At 72.1% G+C, this 19,446-nt stretch carries 16 protein-coding genes and 1 pseudogene; 16 read left to right on the forward strand and 1 reads right to left on the reverse strand.

Annotated elements, in window-relative coordinates; genetic code table 11:
• The first annotated feature begins 65 nt into the window (after nt 1-65).
• The 3 genes and pseudogenes from glpK to MM438_RS03390 all read left to right on the forward strand — a co-directional run.
• On the forward strand, nt 66-1,601 hold the full coding sequence (glpK, locus tag MM438_RS03380) for a glycerol kinase GlpK (protein ID WP_241451079.1): 1,536 nt from the start codon (nt 66-68) through the stop codon (nt 1,599-1,601).
• Nucleotides 1,602-1,715: 114 nt separating this feature from the next.
• Nucleotides 1,716-2,228 (forward strand): PH domain-containing protein, encoded by a 513-nt coding sequence (locus MM438_RS03385; protein ID WP_241451081.1) that lies wholly within the window; start codon nt 1,716-1,718, stop codon nt 2,226-2,228.
• A 59-nt stretch (nt 2,229-2,287) separates the two neighbouring features.
• Nucleotides 2,288-3,793 (forward strand): annotated as a pseudogene (locus tag MM438_RS03390) (PH domain-containing protein); the annotation flags it as partial.
• 42 nt (nt 3,794-3,835) lie between these two features.
• Here MM438_RS03390 and MM438_RS03395 read toward each other — a convergent pair.
• Entirely contained in the window at nt 3,836-5,416 is a 1,581-nt protein-coding gene (locus MM438_RS03395) for a dolichyl-phosphate-mannose--protein mannosyltransferase (protein ID WP_407568270.1), read from the reverse strand.
• Between the two features lie 23 nt (nt 5,417-5,439).
• Here MM438_RS03395 and MM438_RS03400 point away from each other — a divergent pair, with 23 nt between their 5' ends.
• The 13 genes from MM438_RS03400 (at nt 5,440) to MM438_RS03460 (ending at nt 19,349) form a co-directional block, all read left to right on the forward strand.
• Entirely contained in the window at nt 5,440-6,414 is a 975-nt protein-coding gene (locus MM438_RS03400) for a cation diffusion facilitator family transporter (RefSeq protein ID WP_407568314.1), read from the forward strand.
• Nucleotides 6,411-7,262: a 16S rRNA (cytidine(1402)-2'-O)-methyltransferase gene (gene rsmI, locus MM438_RS03405; RefSeq protein WP_241451088.1), complete on the forward strand. Its 852-nt coding sequence runs from the start codon at nt 6,411-6,413 to the stop codon at nt 7,260-7,262. The genes MM438_RS03400 and rsmI overlap by 4 nt, the downstream gene beginning before the upstream one ends.
• A 157-nt stretch (nt 7,263-7,419) precedes the next feature.
• Nucleotides 7,420-8,151, forward strand: a complete 732-nt coding sequence (locus MM438_RS03410) for a succinate dehydrogenase cytochrome b subunit (RefSeq protein ID WP_241451090.1) — start codon at nt 7,420-7,422, stop codon at nt 8,149-8,151.
• A gap of 6 nt (nt 8,152-8,157) precedes the next feature.
• Complete coding sequence (locus MM438_RS03415; protein WP_241451092.1) at nt 8,158-10,155, forward strand: fumarate reductase/succinate dehydrogenase flavoprotein subunit; 1,998 nt, start codon at nt 8,158-8,160, stop codon at nt 10,153-10,155.
• A complete protein-coding gene (locus MM438_RS03420) occupies nt 10,152-10,898 on the forward strand; it encodes a succinate dehydrogenase/fumarate reductase iron-sulfur subunit (protein ID WP_241451094.1) in 747 nt (248 codons plus the stop codon). Before MM438_RS03415 ends, MM438_RS03420 begins: the two co-directional genes overlap by 4 nt.
• A 111-nt stretch (nt 10,899-11,009) precedes the next feature.
• Nucleotides 11,010-11,525, forward strand: a complete 516-nt coding sequence (gene aroQ, locus MM438_RS03425; RefSeq protein WP_241451095.1) for a type II 3-dehydroquinate dehydratase — start codon at nt 11,010-11,012, stop codon at nt 11,523-11,525.
• A 49-nt stretch (nt 11,526-11,574) separates the two neighbouring features.
• Nucleotides 11,575-12,174 (forward strand): hypothetical protein, encoded by a 600-nt coding sequence (locus MM438_RS03430; RefSeq protein WP_241451097.1) that lies wholly within the window; start codon nt 11,575-11,577, stop codon nt 12,172-12,174.
• Nucleotides 12,175-12,267: 93 nt separating this feature from the next.
• On the forward strand, nt 12,268-14,094 hold the full coding sequence (gene metG / locus MM438_RS03435; RefSeq protein ID WP_241451099.1) for a methionine--tRNA ligase: 1,827 nt from the start codon (nt 12,268-12,270) through the stop codon (nt 14,092-14,094).
• On the forward strand, nt 14,091-14,960 hold the full coding sequence (locus MM438_RS03440; protein WP_241451100.1) for a TatD family hydrolase: 870 nt from the start codon (nt 14,091-14,093) through the stop codon (nt 14,958-14,960). Before metG ends, MM438_RS03440 begins: the two co-directional genes overlap by 4 nt.
• Complete coding sequence (rsmA, locus tag MM438_RS03445; RefSeq protein ID WP_241451102.1) at nt 14,957-15,868, forward strand: 16S rRNA (adenine(1518)-N(6)/adenine(1519)-N(6))-dimethyltransferase RsmA; 912 nt, start codon at nt 14,957-14,959, stop codon at nt 15,866-15,868. The genes MM438_RS03440 and rsmA overlap by 4 nt, the downstream gene beginning before the upstream one ends.
• Before the next feature lie 40 nt (nt 15,869-15,908).
• Nucleotides 15,909-16,841 carry a 4-(cytidine 5'-diphospho)-2-C-methyl-D-erythritol kinase gene (locus MM438_RS03450; RefSeq protein ID WP_241451104.1) on the forward strand — a complete coding sequence of 311 codons (933 nt, stop codon included), beginning with the start codon at nt 15,909-15,911 and terminating at the stop codon, nt 16,839-16,841.
• Between the two features lie 8 nt (nt 16,842-16,849).
• On the forward strand, nt 16,850-18,682 hold the full coding sequence (locus MM438_RS03455) for an ABC-F family ATP-binding cassette domain-containing protein (RefSeq protein WP_241453257.1): 1,833 nt from the start codon (nt 16,850-16,852) through the stop codon (nt 18,680-18,682).
• A 94-nt stretch (nt 18,683-18,776) separates the two neighbouring features.
• Entirely contained in the window at nt 18,777-19,349 is a 573-nt protein-coding gene (locus tag MM438_RS03460) for a MarR family winged helix-turn-helix transcriptional regulator (RefSeq protein ID WP_241451106.1), read from the forward strand.
• The last annotated feature ends 97 nt before the right edge of the window (nt 19,350-19,446 follow it).

The raw sequence follows: 19,446 nt of genomic DNA on the forward strand, positions 1-19,446 counted from the left end.
CGACCTCCCAGCAGGTCGGCCGAGCCCGACCACCCTCCCCGTCACACCGTAGTGAAGGACACGTCATGAGCCCCAACACCACCACCTACGTCCTCGCCATCGACCAGGGCACCACCAGCTCCCGGGCGATCCTGTTCGACCACGCCGGCGACATCGTCAGCGTCGGCCAGCTGGAGCACGAGCAGATCTTCCCCCGCGCGGGATGGGTCGAGCACGACGCCATGGAGATCTGGCGCAACGTCCGCAAGGCCGTCGCCGACTGTCTCGGCTCCTCGCCGAGCGTCAACTCCAAGAACATCGCCGCCGTCGGCATCACCAACCAGCGCGAGACCGCCGTCGTCTGGGACCGCACCACCGGCGAGCCGGTCTACAACGCGATCGTCTGGCAGGACACCCGCACCGCCAAGATCGTCGAGGAGCTGGGGCAGGGTGACCCCGACCGTTTCAAGGAGCGCTGCGGGCTCCCGCTGGCGACGTACTTCGCCGGGCCCAAGGTGAAGTGGATCCTGGACAACGTCGAGGGCGCCCGCGAGAAGGCCGAGAAGGGCGACCTGCTCTTCGGCACCACCGACTCCTGGGTGGTGTGGAACCTCACCGGCGGCGTCGAGGGCGGTGTCCACGTCACCGACGTGACCAACGCCAGCCGCACCATGCTGATGAACCTCGACACCCTCGACTGGAACCCCGACATCTGCGCCGAGATGGGCATCCCGATGTCCATGCTCCCCGAGATCCGGTCCTCCTCGGAGGTCTACGGCACCGGCCGCGAGGGTGGCTTCCTGGTCGGTGTGCCGATCGCGGGCATCCTCGGCGACCAGCAGGCCGCGACCTTCGGCCAGGCCTGCTTCGAGGTCGGCATGGCCAAGAACACCTACGGCACCGGCTGCTTCATGCTGATGAACACCGGCGAGGAGATCATCCACTCCCAGAACGGCCTGCTCACCACCGTGTGCTACCAGATCGGCGACCGGAAGCCGGTCTATGCGCTCGAGGGTTCCATCGCCGTCGCCGGCTCCCTCGTGCAGTGGGTGCGCGACAACCTCGGGCTCATCAAGGACGCCGCGCAGATCGAGACGCTCGCCAAGGGCGTGGAGGACAACGGCGGGGCCTACTTCGTCCCGGCCTTCTCCGGCCTGTTCGCGCCGTACTGGAAGGACGACGCGCGCGGCGCCCTCGTGGGTCTGACCCGCTACGTCAACAAGGGCCACATCGCCCGCGCCGTCATCGAGTCCACGGCCTTCCAGACCCGCGAGGTCTCGGAGGCCATGGCTGCGGACGCCAAGGACAAGGGCATCGAGCTGACCGAGCTCAAGGTGGACGGTGGGATGACCGCCAACGAGACGCTCATGCAGTTCCAGGCCGACCAGCTGGGCGTGCCGGTGATCCGGCCCAAGGTCGCGGAGACCACGGCGCTGGGCGCGGCCTACGCCGCCGGCATCGCGGTGGGCTTCTGGCAGGGCGAGCAGGACGTCATCGACAACTGGGCCGAGGACAAGCGGTGGGAGCCGGCGGTCGACCAGGACGACCGGGAGCGGACCTACCGCCTGTGGAAGAAGGCCGTCACCAAGACCTTCGACTGGGTCGACGAGGACGTGCGCTGATCCTGCCTCGCAGGAGACCGGGCCGTATGTCGGCCCCGCCCCCTCCGCGCCCCGTCCCCGTCCCGGGGGGCGGGGCGCCCGGCACATCCGGCCCGCCTCTGGCACAGTGACCTCATGGCGGTCGAGGGGGACGACGAGCTGGGGCGGGCGCTGGCGGAGCCGGAGCACCGGGTGAGTCCGCGCGCGCGGACCTTGTGGACGCTCGAGCTGGTGCTGGGGGCGGTGGTGCTGCTCGCGCCGCTGGGCCTGTGGTGGTGGCTCGACGAGGAGCGGCGCTGGCTGTCGGTGTGGCTGCTCGCCGCGGTGCCGGTGCTCGCGCTGGCCGAGGTGGTGGTGGTCCCGCGCTGGCGGTATGCCGTCCACCGTTGGCAGGTGACGCCGCACGCCGTGGTCACCCGCTCCGGCTGGTGGACCCAGGAGCGCCGGGTGGCGCCGATCTCCCGGGTGCAGACCGTCGACCTGGAGCGCGGCCCGCTGGCGCGGATGCTGGGTCTGGCCACGGTCACCGTCACGACCGCGTCGAGCGAGGGTGCCGTCGAGCTGCAGGCCCTGGACCTGGCGACCGCCGAGTCGCTCGTCGCGCACCTCACCCGGGTCACGGCGACCACCCCGGGCGACGCGACGTGAGCACGCCGCGCGACCGGGTCCCGGCCGGGGAGCAGGGCTGGCAGCGGCTCAGCGCCCGGATGCTGCTCATCCACCCGCTGCGGTCGGCCAAGGAGGTCCTGCCCGGGCTCGTCCCGGCGCTGGTGGTGGGGGTCAGCCGCAGCGACGACGGCGGCTGGGGCTGGTGGTGGCTGCTGGGCTCGACCCTCGTCGTGCTGGCCCTGGCGTCTATCCGGTGGGCCACGACGACCTTTCGCGTGAGCGAGGGTCGGGTGCAGCAGCGGCACGGGCTCCTGCGTCGCGAGACGCTGACCGTGCCGGTGGACCGGGTGCGCACCGTCGACGTGTCGGCCTCGCCGCTGCACCGGGTGCTGCGGCTGACGACCACCCGGATCGGCACCGGGGTCTCCTGGGGCCGACCGCTGGTGCTGGACGGGCTCACCGTGGCCGACGCCGACCGGCTCCGGCACCTGCTCCTGGCCCCCGGGGTGCTTCGGGCCGCGGGCGACCTGGTCGACCCCACCGGCCTCGACCCCACCGGCCTCGACCCCACCGGGCTCGGCCCGGCCCTCGTCGAGCCGACGGGGGAGGACCAGGACGCCGGCGCCGCAGGGGCTGTCCCGACCCTGCCGCTGCCGCCGGATCCCCAGGTGCTGGTGCGCTTCTCGCCGTCCTGGGTGCGATACGCGCCGTTCACCTACACCGGCCTGGCCGTGGCCGGCGCCATCCTCGGCTTCTGCTTGCAGTACGTCGACGACGTGCTCACCGACGAGCGCGTCGAGGAGGCGATCGGGGAGGCGGCGCAGCAGGGGCTGGCCCTGCTGCTGGTCGGGCTCGGGCTCGGGGCCCTGGCCTTCGTCCTCCTGTGCGCGGTCGTCGGCTATGTCCTCACCAGCTGGGGGCACACGGTCACCCGCACCGGGCCGACCCGGCTCCACGTGCGCCGGGGGCTGCTCACGGTCCGCGCCACCACGATCGACCTGGACCGGCTGCGCGGCGTCCGGCGCAGCGAGCCGCTGCCGCTTCGTCTGGTCCGGGGCGCCTCCCTGTCGGCCGTGACGACCGGGCTGGACGGACCCGACGCCGACGACGGCGCGGGGGAGGGCTCCGGGTCGGGGCTGCTGCCCGCGTGCCCGCGCCACCTGTCCGCGCAGCTGGCCGCCGAGCTGCTGGGCGTGGCGGCCCTCGACGTGCCGCTGGCGTCCCACGGCCCGGCGGCCCGGCGACGGCGCTGGAGCCGCGCGGTGCAGGGCGGCCTGGCGCTGCTGGCCCCCGTCGCGGCGGTCGTCGCCTGGCAGGGCTGGTCCTGGTGGTGGTGCCTGCCGTCCGCGGTCCTGCTGCTCGCGGCACCGGCTCTCGCGGAGGACCGCTACCGCCAGCTCGGCCACACCGTCCTCGAGCTGCGGGACGGGCGCAGGCTTCTCGTCATACGGCAGGGGTCCTTGCTGCGTCGCACCGTGGCCCTGGACGGGCAGGGCGTGATCGGGTGGACGATCAGCCAGAGCTGGTGGCAGCGGCGGGCCCGGGTCGCCACCCTGGTCGCGGCGACCGCGGCCGGGGCGCAGGGCTACCGGGTCGTCGACCTGCCCGAGGCGCAGGCCTGGCCGCTCGCCCGCCGGGCCTGGGGCTCAGATCCAGCTGGGGAACCACATGTGCAGCTGCCACTGGGCGTAGGGGATGACCTGCGCGGTGTAGAGCGGCCAGAAGAACACGAAGCACGCCACGGTCAGGGCGAGGTATGTCCCGGTCACGGTCAGACCGGCGCGTCGACGGCCCGGTGAGGCCTGGGGGCCTCCGATGACCATGCCGAGGACATAGGTGACGGCCAGGACGAGGTAGGGCACGAAGACGATGGCGTAGAACGAGAAGATCGTGCGTTCCTGGTACATGAACCACGGCAGGTAGCCCGCCGCGAGGGACGCGACGATCGCGCCGGCCCGCCAGTCACGGCGCAGCAGCCAGATCCCGACCAGCAGGACCAGGGCGACCGTTCCCACCCACCAGATCGTGGGGGTGCCGACCGAGGTGATGGCCTTGGCGCAGGAGTCGACGGTGCACCCTTCCTCGCCCCGCTTGGGGTTCTGCCAGTAGAACGACGTGGGGCGGCCCTGCAGCAGCCAGGACCAGGGGTTGGACATGTAGGGGTGCGAGGACGTGATCCCGCGCGCCGAGGTGTACATGTCCTGGTGGTAGTGCAGCAGCGAGCGCAGCGAGTCCGGGACCCAGCCCCACCCGGCCTGGGCGGGATGCTTCTCGGCCCAGTGCCGGCCGTAGCCGTTGGAGCTGCGCAGCCAGCCGGTCCAGCCGGCGAGGTAGGTCAGGAAGGTCAGCGGCAGGATCGTCAGCGCCGCCTGGACGCCGTCGTGCGCGGCGTTGGCCAGCCAGTGCCGCTCGCCGATCGCCCGCCGCGCCTGGACGTCCCACGCCACCGTCATCAGCCCGAAGACCGCGAGGTAGAACCCGCCGGACCACTTGGTCCCGATGGCGAGCCCGAGGAACACGGCGGCGAGCAGCCGCCAGGGACGTATGCCGAGGGAGATGCGCCCCCGCGCCACGTCGCCGCCGCCCTCGACGATCGCGGCCGCCCGGTCGGCGAGGCGGGTGCGGGAGACCTCCCGGTCGGTGACGAGCGCGCAGAAGGCCGCGAAGCACCAGAACATCAGGATCAGGTCGAGCAGGGAGGTCCGGGAGTGCACGAAGTGGTGGCCCTCGACCGCGAGCAGGAGGGCGGCGACGACCCCGAGCAGGGTCGAGCGGAAGATCCGCCGGGCGACCAGGCCGATCATCAGGATGGACAGGCCGCCCATGAAGGCCACCGTGAACCGCCAGCCGAAACCGCTGGTGGGGCCGAAGATCATCTCGCCGACCGCGATGCACCACTTGCCGACCGCAGGGTGGACCACGAAGTTGCCCGCCGTGCCGAAGACGTCGGTGGTGCCGTGGGTGAACGGCACGTCGTGACTGGTGATCGAGGACTTGGGGGTGAGCTCCACCCCGCCCTTGAGCAGCCCGACGCCGTCCTTGACGTAGTACGTCTCGTCGAAGATCAGCTCGTGGGGCTCGCCCACCCGCCACATGCGCAGCGCGCCGCCGAGGACGGCGATCACGCCGATGAGCAACCAGGCGCGCAGGGTGTCGGTGAGCGGTCGGCCGAGCAGTCGCTGGCGCAGCCGCTGCCGGAGGTCGGTGGCTGGGGTCACGTCGCACATCGTAGGACCAACCGGATGGGATGATGGAGGGCGTGACCGCTCCCGCCCTCACCCCCGCCGCACCCGCACGCGACCTGCGTCGCTATGCGTGGCTGTCCATCGCCGCCGCGATCGTCACGATCGCCCTCAAGGCCGGCGCCTGGCTGGTGACCGGCTCGGTCGGCCTGCTGTCGGACGCCGCCGAGTCCATCGTGAACCTCGTCGCGGCGGTGGTCGCGCTGGTGGCGCTGACCGTCGCGGCCCAGCCGGCCGACGACGACCACCACTTCGGCCACTCCAAGGCGGAGTACTTCTCGGCCGCCGTCGAGGGGCTGATGATCTTCATCGCCGCCGGCGTGATCCTGGTGACCTCGGTCGAGCGCTTCCTGCACCCGCAGCCGCTGGAGAACGTCGGCGTCGGCCTCGGCGTGTCCCTCGTCGCGTCGCTGGTCAACGGCGCGGTCGCGATGGTCCTGCTGCGGGCGGGCCGGGCCCACGACTCGATCACCCTGCGCGCCGACGGCAAGCACCTCATGACCGACGTGTGGACCTCGATCGGCGTCGTCGCCGGTGTCCTCCTCGTCGCGGTCACCGGGTGGGAGCGCCTGGACCCGGTCGTCGCCTTCCTGGTGGGGATCAACATCGTCGTCGCGGGCGTGGGGCTGCTCAAGGAATCCGTCGGGGGTCTGATGGACACCGCCCTGCCCGCCGAGCGGCACCGCGAGATCGCGACCGTGCTGGGGCGGTACGCCTGCGACGACGTCGCCTTCCACGGGCTGCGCACCCGCAAGTCCGGTCACCAGGAGTTCGCCGAGCTGCACCTGCTCGTGCCTGGTCACTGGACCGTGCGCCGCGGTCACGACCTGGCCGAGGAGGTCGAGGACGCGCTGCACACCGAGCTGCCCGGCCTGCGGGTCATCACCCACCTGGAGCCGCTGGAGGACCCGCGGTCCTACGACGGCGTACCGGTCGATATCCCTGCGACCACGGCCGATCTCGGGCACGAGCCGCTCGTATGACGCGCGCCTGCGGCGCGGGGACCCTGGTCCTCGCCGCCACCCCCATCGGTGACCCGCGCGACGCCGCCCCCCGGCTGGCCGAGGAGCTGCGGGGTGCCGCCGTCGTCGCCGCGGAGGACACCCGTCGGCTGCGCCGACTCTGCCAGGCGCTGGACGTGCAGCCGTCCGGCGCGGTGCTCAGCTATCACGAGCACAACGAGGCGAGCCGCACCGCCGACCTGGTCGCCCGTCTCGAGGCCGGCGAGCGGGTGCTGGTCGTGACCGACGCCGGCATGCCGTCCGTCTCCGACCCGGGCTACCGCCTGGTGGCGGCTGCCGTCGCCGCCGGGGTGCGGGTGACCTGCGTGCCCGGGCCCTCGGCGGTGCTCATGGCGCTGGCCGTGTCCGGCCTGCCGGTGGACCGTTTCTGCTTCGAGGGCTTCCTGCCGCGCAAGGCGGGGGACCGGGCCCGGGCGCTGGCGGAGCTCGCGGGAGAGCGGCGGACCATGGTCTTCTTCGAGGCGCCGCACCGGCTGGCGGTGATGCTCGGGGCTGTGCGGGAGGCCTTCGGCGGGGCGCGCCGGGCCGCGGTCTGCCGGGAGCTGACCAAGACCTACGAGGAGGTCGTTCGCGGCAGCCTGGACGAGCTGGTCGCCTGGGCCGAGGGCGAGGTCCGTGGCGAGATCACCGTCGTCGTCGAGGGCGGGTCGCCCGTGGTGGCGAGCCTGCCGGAGGCGGTGCGCGCCGTGGGCGAGCGCGTCGCGGCGGGGGAGCGGCTCAAGGACGTCTGTGCCGCGGTGTCCGCCGAGACCGGACTGAGCCGCAAGGCGCTGTACGACGGGGCGCTGGCGGCTCGGCATACGGACTGATCGTCCGGGGCGCGGGCGACCCGGCACCGGGCCGGAGTGATCTCGGTCACGTGAGGTGGGGCTTCAACGTCCTTGTGCCGCAGATCGTTCCCGAACCGTTGACTCGCAGGTGCGCCCCGCCACCGTCGCGTCACCTGCGGCGCGATAGGTTTCCTTCGTGGCTACTTCGACAACCTCCGCGAGGCAGACCACGTCGCGCACGCCCAGCATCGCCCTCAAGATCATCATGGCGATCTCCGGCCTGTACCTCGTGTTCTTCGTCCTCTTTCACATGTATGGCAACCTCAAGATGTTCGCCGGCCAGGCGGCCTTCGACGAGTACGCCCACCACCTGCGGGTGTTCCTCACGCCGATCTTCCCCAACGAGGGTTTCCTCTGGCTCTTCCGCCTGAGCCTCATCGTGGCCGTGATCGCACACGTCTGGTCGGCCTTCCAGCTGATCGGCCGCAACCACGCGGCGCGGTCGCAGAAGTACGTCCTGAAGAAGAACCTCAAGTCCTCGCTCGCCTCGCGCACCATGCGCTTCGGCGGCGCCGGCCTGCTCCTCTTCATCGTCTGGCACCTGCTGCACTTCACGATCATGAAGATCAACGTCAACCCGGACTACGACCACCACCGCCTCCTGGTCGACGGGCACGAGAGCCCCTACATGCTGACCTACGCGGCCTTCCAGACCTGGTGGATGACGCTGATCTACCTGCTCGCGCTGGTCTTCCTGGGGCTGCACCTGCGGCACGGGATCTACAGCTCGATCCAGACGCTCGGTGGCACCAGCACCGCGAAGTCCCAGCGGATCTCGACCCTCGTGTCGATCGCCCTGGCGCTGATCGTCGCGGTCGGCTTCGCCCTGCCGCCGCTCGCCATCCTCTTCGGCCTGATCGGGAAGTGACCACCCATGACTGACAACCTGGTCCACGGGCTCTACCGCGAGGGTGAGCCGATCAAGGACACCGCCTGCCCGGCCGGTCCGATCGAGATGCGCTGGACGCGTCACAAGTTCGAGACCAAGCTGGTCAACCCGGCCAACCGCCGCAAGCTCGACGTGATCATCGTCGGCACCGGCCTGGCCGGCGGCGCCGCCGCCGCCACGCTCGGCGAGGCCGGCTACAACGTCAAGGCCTTCTGCTACCAGGACAGCCCGCGACGTGCGCACTCCATCGCCGCCCAGGGTGGCATCAACGCCGCCAAGGGCTACAAGGAGGACGGCGACTCCGTCTACCGCCTCTTCTACGACACGGTCAAGGGTGGTGACTACCGCGCCCGCGAGTCCAACGTCTACCGCCTGGCCGAGGTCTCGGCCGCGATCATCGACCAGTGCGTCGCGCAGGGTGTCCCCTTCGCACGTGAGTACGGCGGTCTGCTCGACAACCGCTCCTTCGGTGGCGTGCAGGTGTCCCGCACCTTCTACGCCCGCGGCCAGACGGGTCAGCAGCTGCTGATCGGCGCCTACCAGGCCCTGGAGCGTCAGGTCGCCGCCGGCACCGTCAAGCAGTACACCCGCCACGAGATGGTCGAGCTGATCGTCGTCGAGGGCCGGGCGCGCGGCATCATCGCCCGCGACATGGTCACCGGCGAGATCGAGACCCACCTCGCCGACGCGGTCGTGCTCGCCTCCGGCGGCTACGGCAACGTGTTCTTCCTGTCGACCAACGCGATGGGGTGCAACGTCACCGCCACCTGGCGGGCCCACCGCAAGGGCGCGCTGTTCGGCAACCCGTGCTACACGCAGATCCACCCGACCTGTATCCCGCAGCACGGCGACAAGCAGTCCAAGCTGACGCTGATGTCGGAGTCCCTGCGCAACGACGGCCGCATCTGGGTGCCCAAGCGCGCGGAGGACTGCGACAAGGACCCGCGCACCATCGCCGAGGAGGACCGCGACTACTACCTGGAGCGGATCTACCCCTCCTTCGGCAACCTGGTGCCCCGCGACATCGCCTCGCGCCAGGCCAAGAACATGTGCGACGAGGGTCGCGGTGTCGGCCCGGCCATCGCCGAGGTCGGCCCCGACGGCCAGGAGCGCATGGTCCGCCGCGGTGTCTACCTCGACTTCTCCGAGGCCATCCAGCGGATGGGCAAGGACGCGGTGTCGGCCAAGTACGGCAACCTGTTCGACATGTACGAGCGGATCACGGGGGACAACCCCTACGAGACGCCGATGCGCATCTACCCCGCCGTGCACTACACGATGGGCGGCCTGTGGGTCGACTACAACCTCCAGTCCAACATCCCGGGTCTGTTCGTCACGGGTGAGGCCAACTTCTCCGACCACGGCGCCAACCGCCTGGGTGCCTCGGCGCTCATGCAGGGCCTGTCGGACGGTTACTTCGTGCTGCCCAACACGATCCGCGACTACCTCGCCGGCGGCCCCTTCCCCAAGGTCGCGGCCGACGACGCCGCGGTCGTGGAGGCCCAGCGCTCGGTGGAGGACCGCATCCGTCACTTCCTCACGTGCAACGGCACCCGCTCGGTGGACTCCTTCCACCGCGCCCTCGGCGCCATCATGTGGGAGTACTGCGGCATGTCCCGCACCGAGGAGGGCCTGAAGAAGGCCATCGGCATGATCCGCGACCTGCGCGCCGAGTTCTGGCGCAACGTCCGGGTCCTCGGCGAGGGCGACCGGCTCAACCAGGAGCTCGAGAAGGCCGGCCGCGTGGCCGACTTCCTGGAGCTCGGTGAGCTCATGTGCATCGACGCCCTGCACCGTCGGGAGTCCTGCGGCGGTCACTTCCGCGAGGAGTCCCAGACGGAGGAGGGCGAGGCCCTGCGTCACGACGACGAGTTCGCCTACGTCGCGGCCTGGGAGTGGGGCGGCCAGGACGGCGTTCCCACCCTGCACAAGGAAGACCTCGTGTACGAGTTCGTCGAGATGAAGCAGCGGAGCTACAAGTGAGAATCACCCTGAAGATCTGGCGCCAGGCCGGCCCCGCCGCCAAGGGCGCCCTGGCGACCTACGAGGTCGCGGACGTCTCCGAGGACATGTCCTTCCTCGAGGTGCTCGACGTGCTCAACGAGAACCTCATCAACTCCGGCGAGGAGCCGATCGCCTTCGACAGCGACTGCCGTGAGGGCATCTGCGGCATGTGCGGCGTCGTCATCAACGGCGAGGCCCACGGGCCGGAGGTCGCCACGACCTGCCAGCTGCACATGCGGTCCTTCCAGGACGGCGCCGTGCTGACGGTCGAGCCCTGGCGGGCCAACGCCTTCCCGGTCATCCGTGACCTGGTGGTCGACCGCACCGCCTTCGACCGCATCATCCAGGCGGGCGGCTTCATCGGCGCCAACACGGGTGCGGCCCCCGAGGCCCACTCCGTGCCGGTGCAGAAGCTCAAGGCCGACCGCGCCTTCGAGGCGGCGGCGTGCATCGGGTGCGGCGCCTGCGTCGCGGCCTGCCCCAACGCCGCGGGCATGCTGTTCATGGGTGCCAAGGTCACGCACCTCGGCGAGCTGCCGCAGGGCCAGCCCGAGCGCTGGTCCCGCGTCGCCGCGATGGTCAAGCAGCACGACGCCGAGGGCTTCGGCGGTTGCACCAACATCGGCGAGTGCGCGGCCGCGTGCCCCAAGGAGATCCCGCTGGACGTCATCTCGACGCTCAACGCGGACTTCCGCAAGTCCAAGGGCGGCAAGCGCATGTGATGCGCCCTCTCCGTCGGTGACGGGGTCCCGCAGGTAGCCACCTGGTCCTCGTCCCGACACCACTGGCGGCCCGTCCTCCCGGCCCGGAGGACGGGCCGCTAGCGTGTCTCCATGAATACCTACCCGGGGCGGTCGGATCCGCCTGCGCAACCTGACCAGGCGGGTCCGACCGCTCCCGGCAGGTCCGTCGTGGTGGTGCTCAACGGGCCCAACCTCAATCTGCTGGGGGTGCGCAGCCCCGACGTGTACGGCGCGGAGACCCTCGCCGACGTCGAGCGTCGGTGCGCCGAGCGGGCGGCCGCCCACGGCCTGGTCGCCGACTGCCGCCAGTCCAACCACGAGGGCGTGCTCATCGACTGGGTGCACGAGGTCCGCACCAGCTGCGTCGGCCTGGTCGTCAACGCGGGCGGCTACACCCACACCAGCGTGGCCCTGCGGGACGCCCTGGAGACCGTCGAGGCCCCCGTCGTCGAGGTGCACATCAGCGACATCCACGCCCGTGAGCCCTTCCGGCACCACTCCTACCTCGAGGCCGTCGCCGCGGCGTCGATCGTCGGGCGCGGCACCGCGGGCTACGAGGAGGCCATCGACGTCGTGGCCCGCCTGCTCGCCGAGCGGCCGGTATGACGGCCCCCTCCGGGGGCGAGCTGCTGGCGGGTCCCCGAGGCCGCGACCTGTGTGGCTGGCCCGGTGGCGCGACGACGCCGTGCGCAGCGAGGCCGACCACGCCGCGTACCGCCGCCGTCATCCCGGACGGCCGGTCGGGGGCGTCTGGTGGAGCGTCCCGGCCTGCTGCGGCGTGGTCGCCGGCACGCACTCCCTCGCGCTCGCCGGGGGAGCGCCGACCCGGCTGGTCCTCATGGAGGACTCGAGCATCGACGACGACGGTTTCGCCTGGCGGGTAACCCCGCCCGCGGGGGCCCGCGTCCTGGAGGTGCGGACCGCGGCCGACTGGCTGGAGCTGGTCTGCCGGCACCCCCTCGAGGTCACCGAGAGCCGCCGGTCCGTCTGGGGGGAGACCACCCGCAGACTCGGCCGCTGGGTGATCCCGGACTGGCAGGCGGTCGCGCAGGAGTGGGACGCGGTGCACCTGACGACCTGGGCCTACCTCACGACGGCGGGACGCGTGCTCGACCTGGACGACGACACCGCCACCATGATGGCCGGGTGGGACCCGGACGCGACCTGGTGGTTCACCGACGTCGAGGTCGCCGCCAAGCCGGTCCGGTGGCACCGGACGGGGAACACCGGCCTGGACTGGCACCGGGGAAGCTGACCCAGCCTCCCGACCCGGGCCGTACGCCTCCGGCACACGGCCCCGGAAAACCCTGCCGGGGGCGACCCTGCCCGACCACTAGACTTGGCCCCCATGAGCAAGGTCTTGTCAGCAGTTGCCTGGCCGTACGCCAACGGCCCCCGCCACATCGGTCACGTCGCGGGCTTCGGCGTCCCGTCCGACGTGTTCAGCCGATACATGCGGATGGCGGGGCACGACGTGCTCATGGTCTCCGGCACGGACGAGCACGGCACCCCGATCCTCGTCGCCGCGGACAAGGAGGGCGTGACCGCCCAGGACCTCGCGGACAAGAACAACGCGGTCATCGTGCAGGACCTGGTGGACCTGGGGCTGTCCTACGACCTGTTCACCCGCACCACGACCCGCAACCACCACGCCGTCGTGCAGCAGATGTTCCGCACGGTGCGGGACAACGGCTACTTCCTGCAGCAGGTGCAGATGGGGGCGATCAGCCCGAGCACCGGCCGCACCCTGCCCGACCGCTACATCGAGGGCACCTGCCCGATCTGCGGCTACACCGAGGCCCGCGGCGACCAGTGCGACAGCTGCGGCAACCAGCTCGACCCGGTCGACCTGATCGATCCGCGCTCCAAGATCAACGGCGAGACCCCGACCTTCGTGGAGACCGAGCACTACCTGCTCGACCTGCCGGCGCTGGCCGAGGAGCTGGGGCGCTTCCTGCGCGAGCGGGACGAGTCCGGGCTGTGGCGGCCCAACGTCATCAAGTTCAGCCTCAACCTGCTGGACGACCTGCGTCCGCGGGCGATGACCCGCGACATCGACTGGGGCATCGTCGTGCCGGGCTGGGAGGACCAGCCGGGCAAGCGGCTCTACGTCTGGTTCGACGCGGTCATCGGCTACCTGTCCGCGAGCATCGAGTGGGCCCGCCGCAGCGGGGACGCCGAGCGCTGGCGCGACTGGTGGAACGACCCGCAGGCGCTGTCCTACTACTTCATGGGCAAGGACAACATCGTCTTCCACTCCCAGATCTGGCCGGCGGAGCTCATCGCCCACAACGGCAAGGGGACCAAGGGTGGCGAGCCCGGTCCGTACGGCGAGCTGAACCTGCCGACCGAGGTCGTGTCCAGCGAGTTCATGACCATGGAGGGCAAGCAGTTCTCCACGAGCCGTGGCCACGTGATCTACGTCGGCGAGGTGCTCAGCCGCTACCAGCCGGACGCGCTGCGCTACTTCATCTGCGCGGCCGGGCCGGAGACCCAGGACGCCGACTTCACCTGGGCCGACTTCGTGCAGCGCACCAACTCCGAGCTGGTCGCCGGCTGGGGCAACCTGGTCAACCGCACGGCCGCGATGATCGCCAAGAACGTCGGCGAGATCCCTCAGCCGGGGCCGCTGCAGCCGGAGGACGAGGCGGTCCTCGGCGTCGTGCGCCACGGCTTCGACACCGTCGGGGAGCTGCTCGGCCACCACCGCCAGCGCCAGGCGATCGCCGAGGCCATGCGCATCGTCGGCGAGGTCAACGCCTATGTCTCGCGGACCGAGCCGTTCAAGCTCAAGGGCGAGGACCAGCGCGAGCGTCTGCACACCGTGCTGCACACGCTGGCCCAGAGCGTGAGCGACTGCAACACCCTGCTCGCGCCCTTCCTGCCGCACTCGGCCAACCAGGTCCACCAGGTCCTCGGCGGCGAGGGCGAGTTCATGCCGATGCCGCGGATCGAGCAGGTCCGCGACCTCGACGACGACTCTCGCAGCTACCCGATCATCACCGGGGACTACTCCGCGACGCCGCGCTGGGAGTCCCGTCCGGTGCGGGTCGGTGCGCCGGTCGCCAAGCCGTCCCCGGTCTTCGTCAAGCTCGACCCCTCGGTGGTCGAGGAGGAGATCGCCCGGATGTCGGGGGCCGGCGCGGGCACGTCCACGGGCGAGGCCGGGGCATGAGCGACGGCGGTGGCACGACGATCGGGCGCGACCGGCAGGCACCGCCGCCGCTGCCCGACCCGCTGCCGCTGCCCGTCCCCGACAACCACACCCATGTCGACATCGCCCGCGACGGGGAGCCGCGCCCGGACCTGGGCGAGGTGATCCGTCAGGCGCGGGCCGTCGGTGTGGACCGGTTGATGCAGATCGGCTGCGACCTGGAGGCCGCCCGCTGGACCGTCGAGCAGGCGGTGCTGCACCCGGAGGTCCTCGGTGGCGTGGCCTTGCACCCCAACGAGGTGCCGGCCCTGCACGAGGCGGGCGAGCTCCAGGCGGCGTATGCCGAGATCGAGCGCCTCGCGCAGCACCCGCGGGTCCGCGTGGTGGGGGAGACGGGGCTGGACTACTTCCGCACCGGGCCTGAGGGGCATGCGCTGCAGCACGAGTCCTTCCGGTGGCACATCGACCTGGCCAAGCGGCTGGGCAAGGCGCTGCAGATCCACGACCGTGACTCGCACGAGGACGTCCTGCGCATCCTCGCCGAGGAGGGCGCGCCCGAGGTCACGGTGATGCACTGCTTCTCCGGCGACATGGCGATGGCCCGGGAGTGCGTGGATCGGGGTTACTACCTGTCCTTCTCGGGGACGGTGACCTTCAAGTCGGCCAAGGCGCTGCGCGACGCGCTGTCGATCGTCCCGCTCGGGCGGGTGCTGGTGGAGACGGACGCGCCCTACCTCACCCCGCACCCCTACCGGGGCGCCACCAACGCGCCCTACCTCGTCCCGCTGACGCTGCGAGCGATGGCGACGACGCTCAACGTCGACGTGCCGACGCTGTGCCGTGCGGTGTCGGACAACGCCGAGCGCATCTACGGCGGCTGGGCGTGAGCGAGCAGAGCGGGAGCGGGTCGGGCCCGCAGGCCGCCACCGCCGACAACGCCGGGCTGCTGGGGCCGGCGCAGGTCCGTGAGCTCGCGACGCGCCTGGGCGTGCGGCCCACCAAGCAGTGGGGGCAGAACTTCGTCATCGACGCCAACACCGTCCGGCGCATCGTGCGCCTGGCCGGGGTGGGCCCGGACGACGTGGTGGTGGAGGTGGGTCCCGGGCTGGGCAGCCTCACGCTGGCGCTGCTGCCCGAGGTCCGCCAGGTCACCGTGATCGAGGTGGACCCGGCCCTGGCCGCGGCTCTCCCCGAGACCGTGCGGGCCACCAACCCCGCAGCGGCTCACAAGCTCTCGCTGCTGCACGCGGACGCGCTCACGGTCCACGAGCTGCCGGACCCGCAGCCCACGGCCCTGGTCGCCAACCTGCCCTACAACGTCTCGGTGCCCGTGGTGCTCGGCATGCTCGAGGACTTCCCCTCGATCGAGCGGGTGCTGGTCATGGTGCAGCTCGAGGTGGCCGAGCGGCTGGCGGCCGGGCCGGGATCCAAGGTCTACGGCGTGCCCTCGCTCAAGGCCGCGTGGTGGTGCGACGTGCGCCTCGCGGGGACCGTGGGGCGCACCGTCTTCTGGCCCGCCCCCAAGGTCGACAGCGGGCTGGTCGCCATGGTGCGACGTCCCGAGCCGACCGTCGACGGGGAGCGGGTCGACCGGCGGGAGGTCTTCCGGGTGATCGACGCGGCCTTCCTGCAGCGGCGCAAGACCCTGCGTGCGGCGCTGGCCGGCTGGGCCGGGTCGGCGGCCCGCTCGGAGGAGGTCCTGCGCGCGGCGGGGGTGGATCCGCAGGCGCGCGGCGAGGCGCTGGACATCACGGCATACGCCCGCATCGCCGCCGCGGCGACCCGCGTCCCCTGACCTGTGCTGTCGGCGCCGGGAAATCGGTAGGGTGCCAGACATGCCCCGCCCCGATGCCGTCACCGTGCGCGCCGCAGCCAAGGTCAACCTCGAGCTGATCGTCGGCCCGCGCGACGACGCGACGGGCTATCACGAGCTCGCGACGGTCTTCCAGGCCGTCAACCTGCACGACGACGTCACCCTGCGCCCGGCGCCGGACTACTCGCTGACGGTGAGTGGCCGCGGCGCCGACCAGGTCCCCACCGACGCGACCAACCTGGCCTGGCGGGCCGCCCTCGCCGTGGCGCAGGAGCACGAGGGTGCGGGGCCGGTCGCCATCGAGATCGTCAAGGACATCCCCGTGGCGGGAGGCATGGCGGGAGGGTCCGCCGACGCCGCCGCAGCCCTGGTCGCCGCCGACGCCCTGTGGGGCGCCCACCTGGACCGAGCCACCACCCAGGCGATCGCGGCCCGGCTGGGCGCGGACGTGCCCTTCTCGGTGCTGGGCGGGACCGCCGTGGGCACGGGCCGCGGCGACGAGCTGGTCCCGGCCCTCGCCCGCGGGAGCTACCACTGGGTCTTTGCGTTCAGCGACGAGGGCCTGTCCACGCCCCGGGTCTTCGCCGAGCTGGACCGGTTGCGCGCCGAGCGTGGCGAGCAGGTCGCCCGGCCGGAGATCTCCCAGGACCTGATGGCCGCCCTGCTCGCGGGCGACGAGGTGGCCGTGGGCCGGGCGCTGCGCAACGACCTGCAGGAGGCGGCGATCTCGCTGCAGCCGCGCCTGGCCGAGACCCTGGAGGTGGGGGCCGAGTGCGGCGCCCTCGGCGGTGTCGTCAGCGGCAGCGGGCCGACGGTGGCCTTCCTCGCCCGGGACAACGAGCAGGCCCTCGACATCGCGGTCGCCCTGACCGCGTCCGGCGTGGCGCAGGACGTGCGCCGCGCGACGGGCCCCGCCGCGGGCGCCCGCGTGATCCACCCCGGCAAGGAGCAGTGACCTCACCCGTGGCCAATCTCGTCTCGATCGAGCACGTCTCCCTCGCGCTGGGCACCACCATGGTGCTCGACGACCTGTCGCTGGGGGTGAGCTCGGGCACCCGCGTCGGGGTCGTCGGCCGCAACGGCGGCGGCAAGTCCACGCTGCTCAAGGTCATCGCCGGGGTGCGGGACGTCGACGAGGGGCGCATCGCCCGCACCGGCGGCCTGACCATCGGCATGCTGACCCAGGACGACTCGCTCGACCCCACCCACACCGTCCGCCAGGCGGTCCTGGGCGACCGGCCGGAGCACGTGTGGGCCGGCGACTCCCGCATCCGCGACGTCCTCGACGGGCTCCTCGGGGGCATCGACGCGCCGACCATCGGGGGCCTGGACAGCACGATCGGGCCGATGTCCGGTGGCGAGCGCCGCCGCCTGGCGCTCGCCCGGCTCCTGGTCGAGGACCCGGACCTGCTGCTGCTGGACGAGCCCACCAACCACCTCGACGTCGAGGGGGTGGCCTGGCTCGCCCAGCACCTGACGACCCGCCGCACCCGCAGCGACTCGGCGCTCGTGGTCATCACCCACGACCGGTGGTTCCTCGACGCGGTGGCCACGGACACCTGGGAGGTCGTCGACGGTCAGGTGCTGGCCTTCGAGGGTGGCTACGCGGCCTACGTCCTCGCCAAGGCCGAGCGCGCCCGCATCGCCGCGGTCACCGAGGAGCGGCGGGCCAACCTGCTCCGCAAGGAGCTCGCCTGGCTGCGGCGGGGCGCCCCGGCCCGCACCTCCAAGCCGCGGTTCCGCATCGAGGCGGCCAACCAGCTCATCGAGGGCGAGCCGCCGCCGCGCGACGAGGTGGCGCTGGTGCGCTTCGCCACCACCCGGCTCGGCAAGGACGTCGTCGACCTCGAGGACGTGTCGGTGCGGCTCGGCGACAAGCAGCTGCTGGACGACGTCACCTGGCGCCTGGGCCCCGGTGACCGGATCGGGCTCGTCGGCGTCAACGGGGCCGGGAAGTCCACGTTGCTGCGGGTGGTCTCGGGCGACGTGCCGATCGACGCGGGTCGGCGCAAGGTCGGCAAGACCGTCTCGATGGCCTTCCTCACCCAGGAGGTCCGCGAGCTCGACCGCTTCGCCGACTGGCGGGTGATCGAGGCGATCGAGGACGTCAAGAAGTTCACCATGCTCGGGGGCAAGGAGGTCAGCGCCTCCCAGCTCGCCAAGCAGCTCGGCTTCACCGGCCAGCGGCAGCAGACCCGGGTCGGCTCCCTGTCCGGCGGCGAGCGGCGCCGGCTGCAGCTGCTCCGCCTGCTCATGGCCGAGCCCAACGTCCTGATCCTCGACGAGCCCACCAACGACCTGGACATCGAGACCCTGCAGTCCCTGGAGGACGTCCTCGACGGCTGGGCGGGCACCTTGCTCGTCGTGTCGCACGACCGCTACCTGCTGGAGCGGATGTGCGACCGCCAGCTGGCGCTCCTCGGGGACGGGCGGCTGCGGGACCTGCCCGGCGGCGTCGAGCAGTATCTCCAGCTGTATGCCGAGCGGCAGGCCCGGCTGCGTGGCACCGGGTCGGCCTCGGCGGCCGGTCGCGCGGCGCCCGCGACGTCGGGCGGTGGGGGTGCTTCCTCGGCATACACGGCGGCGCAGGTGCGCGAGGCGCGCAAGGACATGCAGCGGCTGGAGCGCCAGATCGCCAAGCTCGAGTCCGAGCAGGCCACGCTGCACGACCAGATGGTCGCCAGGGCCACGGACGCCACCGCGGTGCGCGAGCTGGACACCCGGCTGCGCGAGCTGGTGGACCAGCGCGAGGAGCTGGAGCTGGCCTGGCTGGAGGCCGCGGAGATCGCCGGCTGACACCGCGTCGGCCGGCTCGCGACCGGTCGCCCGTCCACGGGCGCACGGCGCTGTCGCTCGACGTCGAGAATCTCGGCGAGAGTACCCTGGCCCCATGACCTCTCGAGCGAGCCGCCCGCTGGTGGGCGACGACGTCCCCGAGGCGCGGGTGGGCGCGGCTCGCGCCGTGGCACCTGCGGGGGCCGACGACGTCGACGGCATCGTCGCCTCCTGGGCTCGCGAGCGCCCCGACCTCGACCTGGCGCCGCTGCACGTCCTGTCCCGCGTGTCCCGCCTGGCCCGGCACCTGGACCTGGCGCGCGGCGCGGCGTTCGCGCAGCACGACCTGGAGGGCTGGGAGTTCGACGTGCTCGCGGCATTGCGCCGGGCGGGGGCGCCCTACGAGCTGTCGCCCGGCGCCCTGGTGCAGCAGACCCTGGTGACCAGCGGCACCATGACCAACCGCGTGGACCGGTTGACGGCGCGCGGCTACGTCCGCCGCTCGCCCGACCCGCACGACCGGCGCGGCGTCATCGTCTCGCTGACCGACGAGGGGCGGGCGGCCGTGGACGCGGCCTTCGCCGACCTGCTCGACCGGGAGCGCGCGCTGCTCGCCGAGCTGTCGCCGGGCGACCGGGACGAGCTCGCGGGCACGCTGCGGCGGCTGCTCCTGTCCTTCGAGGGCTGAGCGGAGGTCGGTCCTGAGCCAGGGTCGGTCCTGAGGCCGGGGCGGCTCCTGCGCCCCCGCGGTGCGGCTCGGCAGCCGGCTCGCAGGGAGCGGGCTC

Source organism: Arsenicicoccus dermatophilus (genome assembly GCF_022568795.1).
In the GTDB taxonomy this organism is placed as follows: domain Bacteria; phylum Actinomycetota; class Actinomycetes; order Actinomycetales; family Dermatophilaceae; genus Arsenicicoccus; species Arsenicicoccus dermatophilus.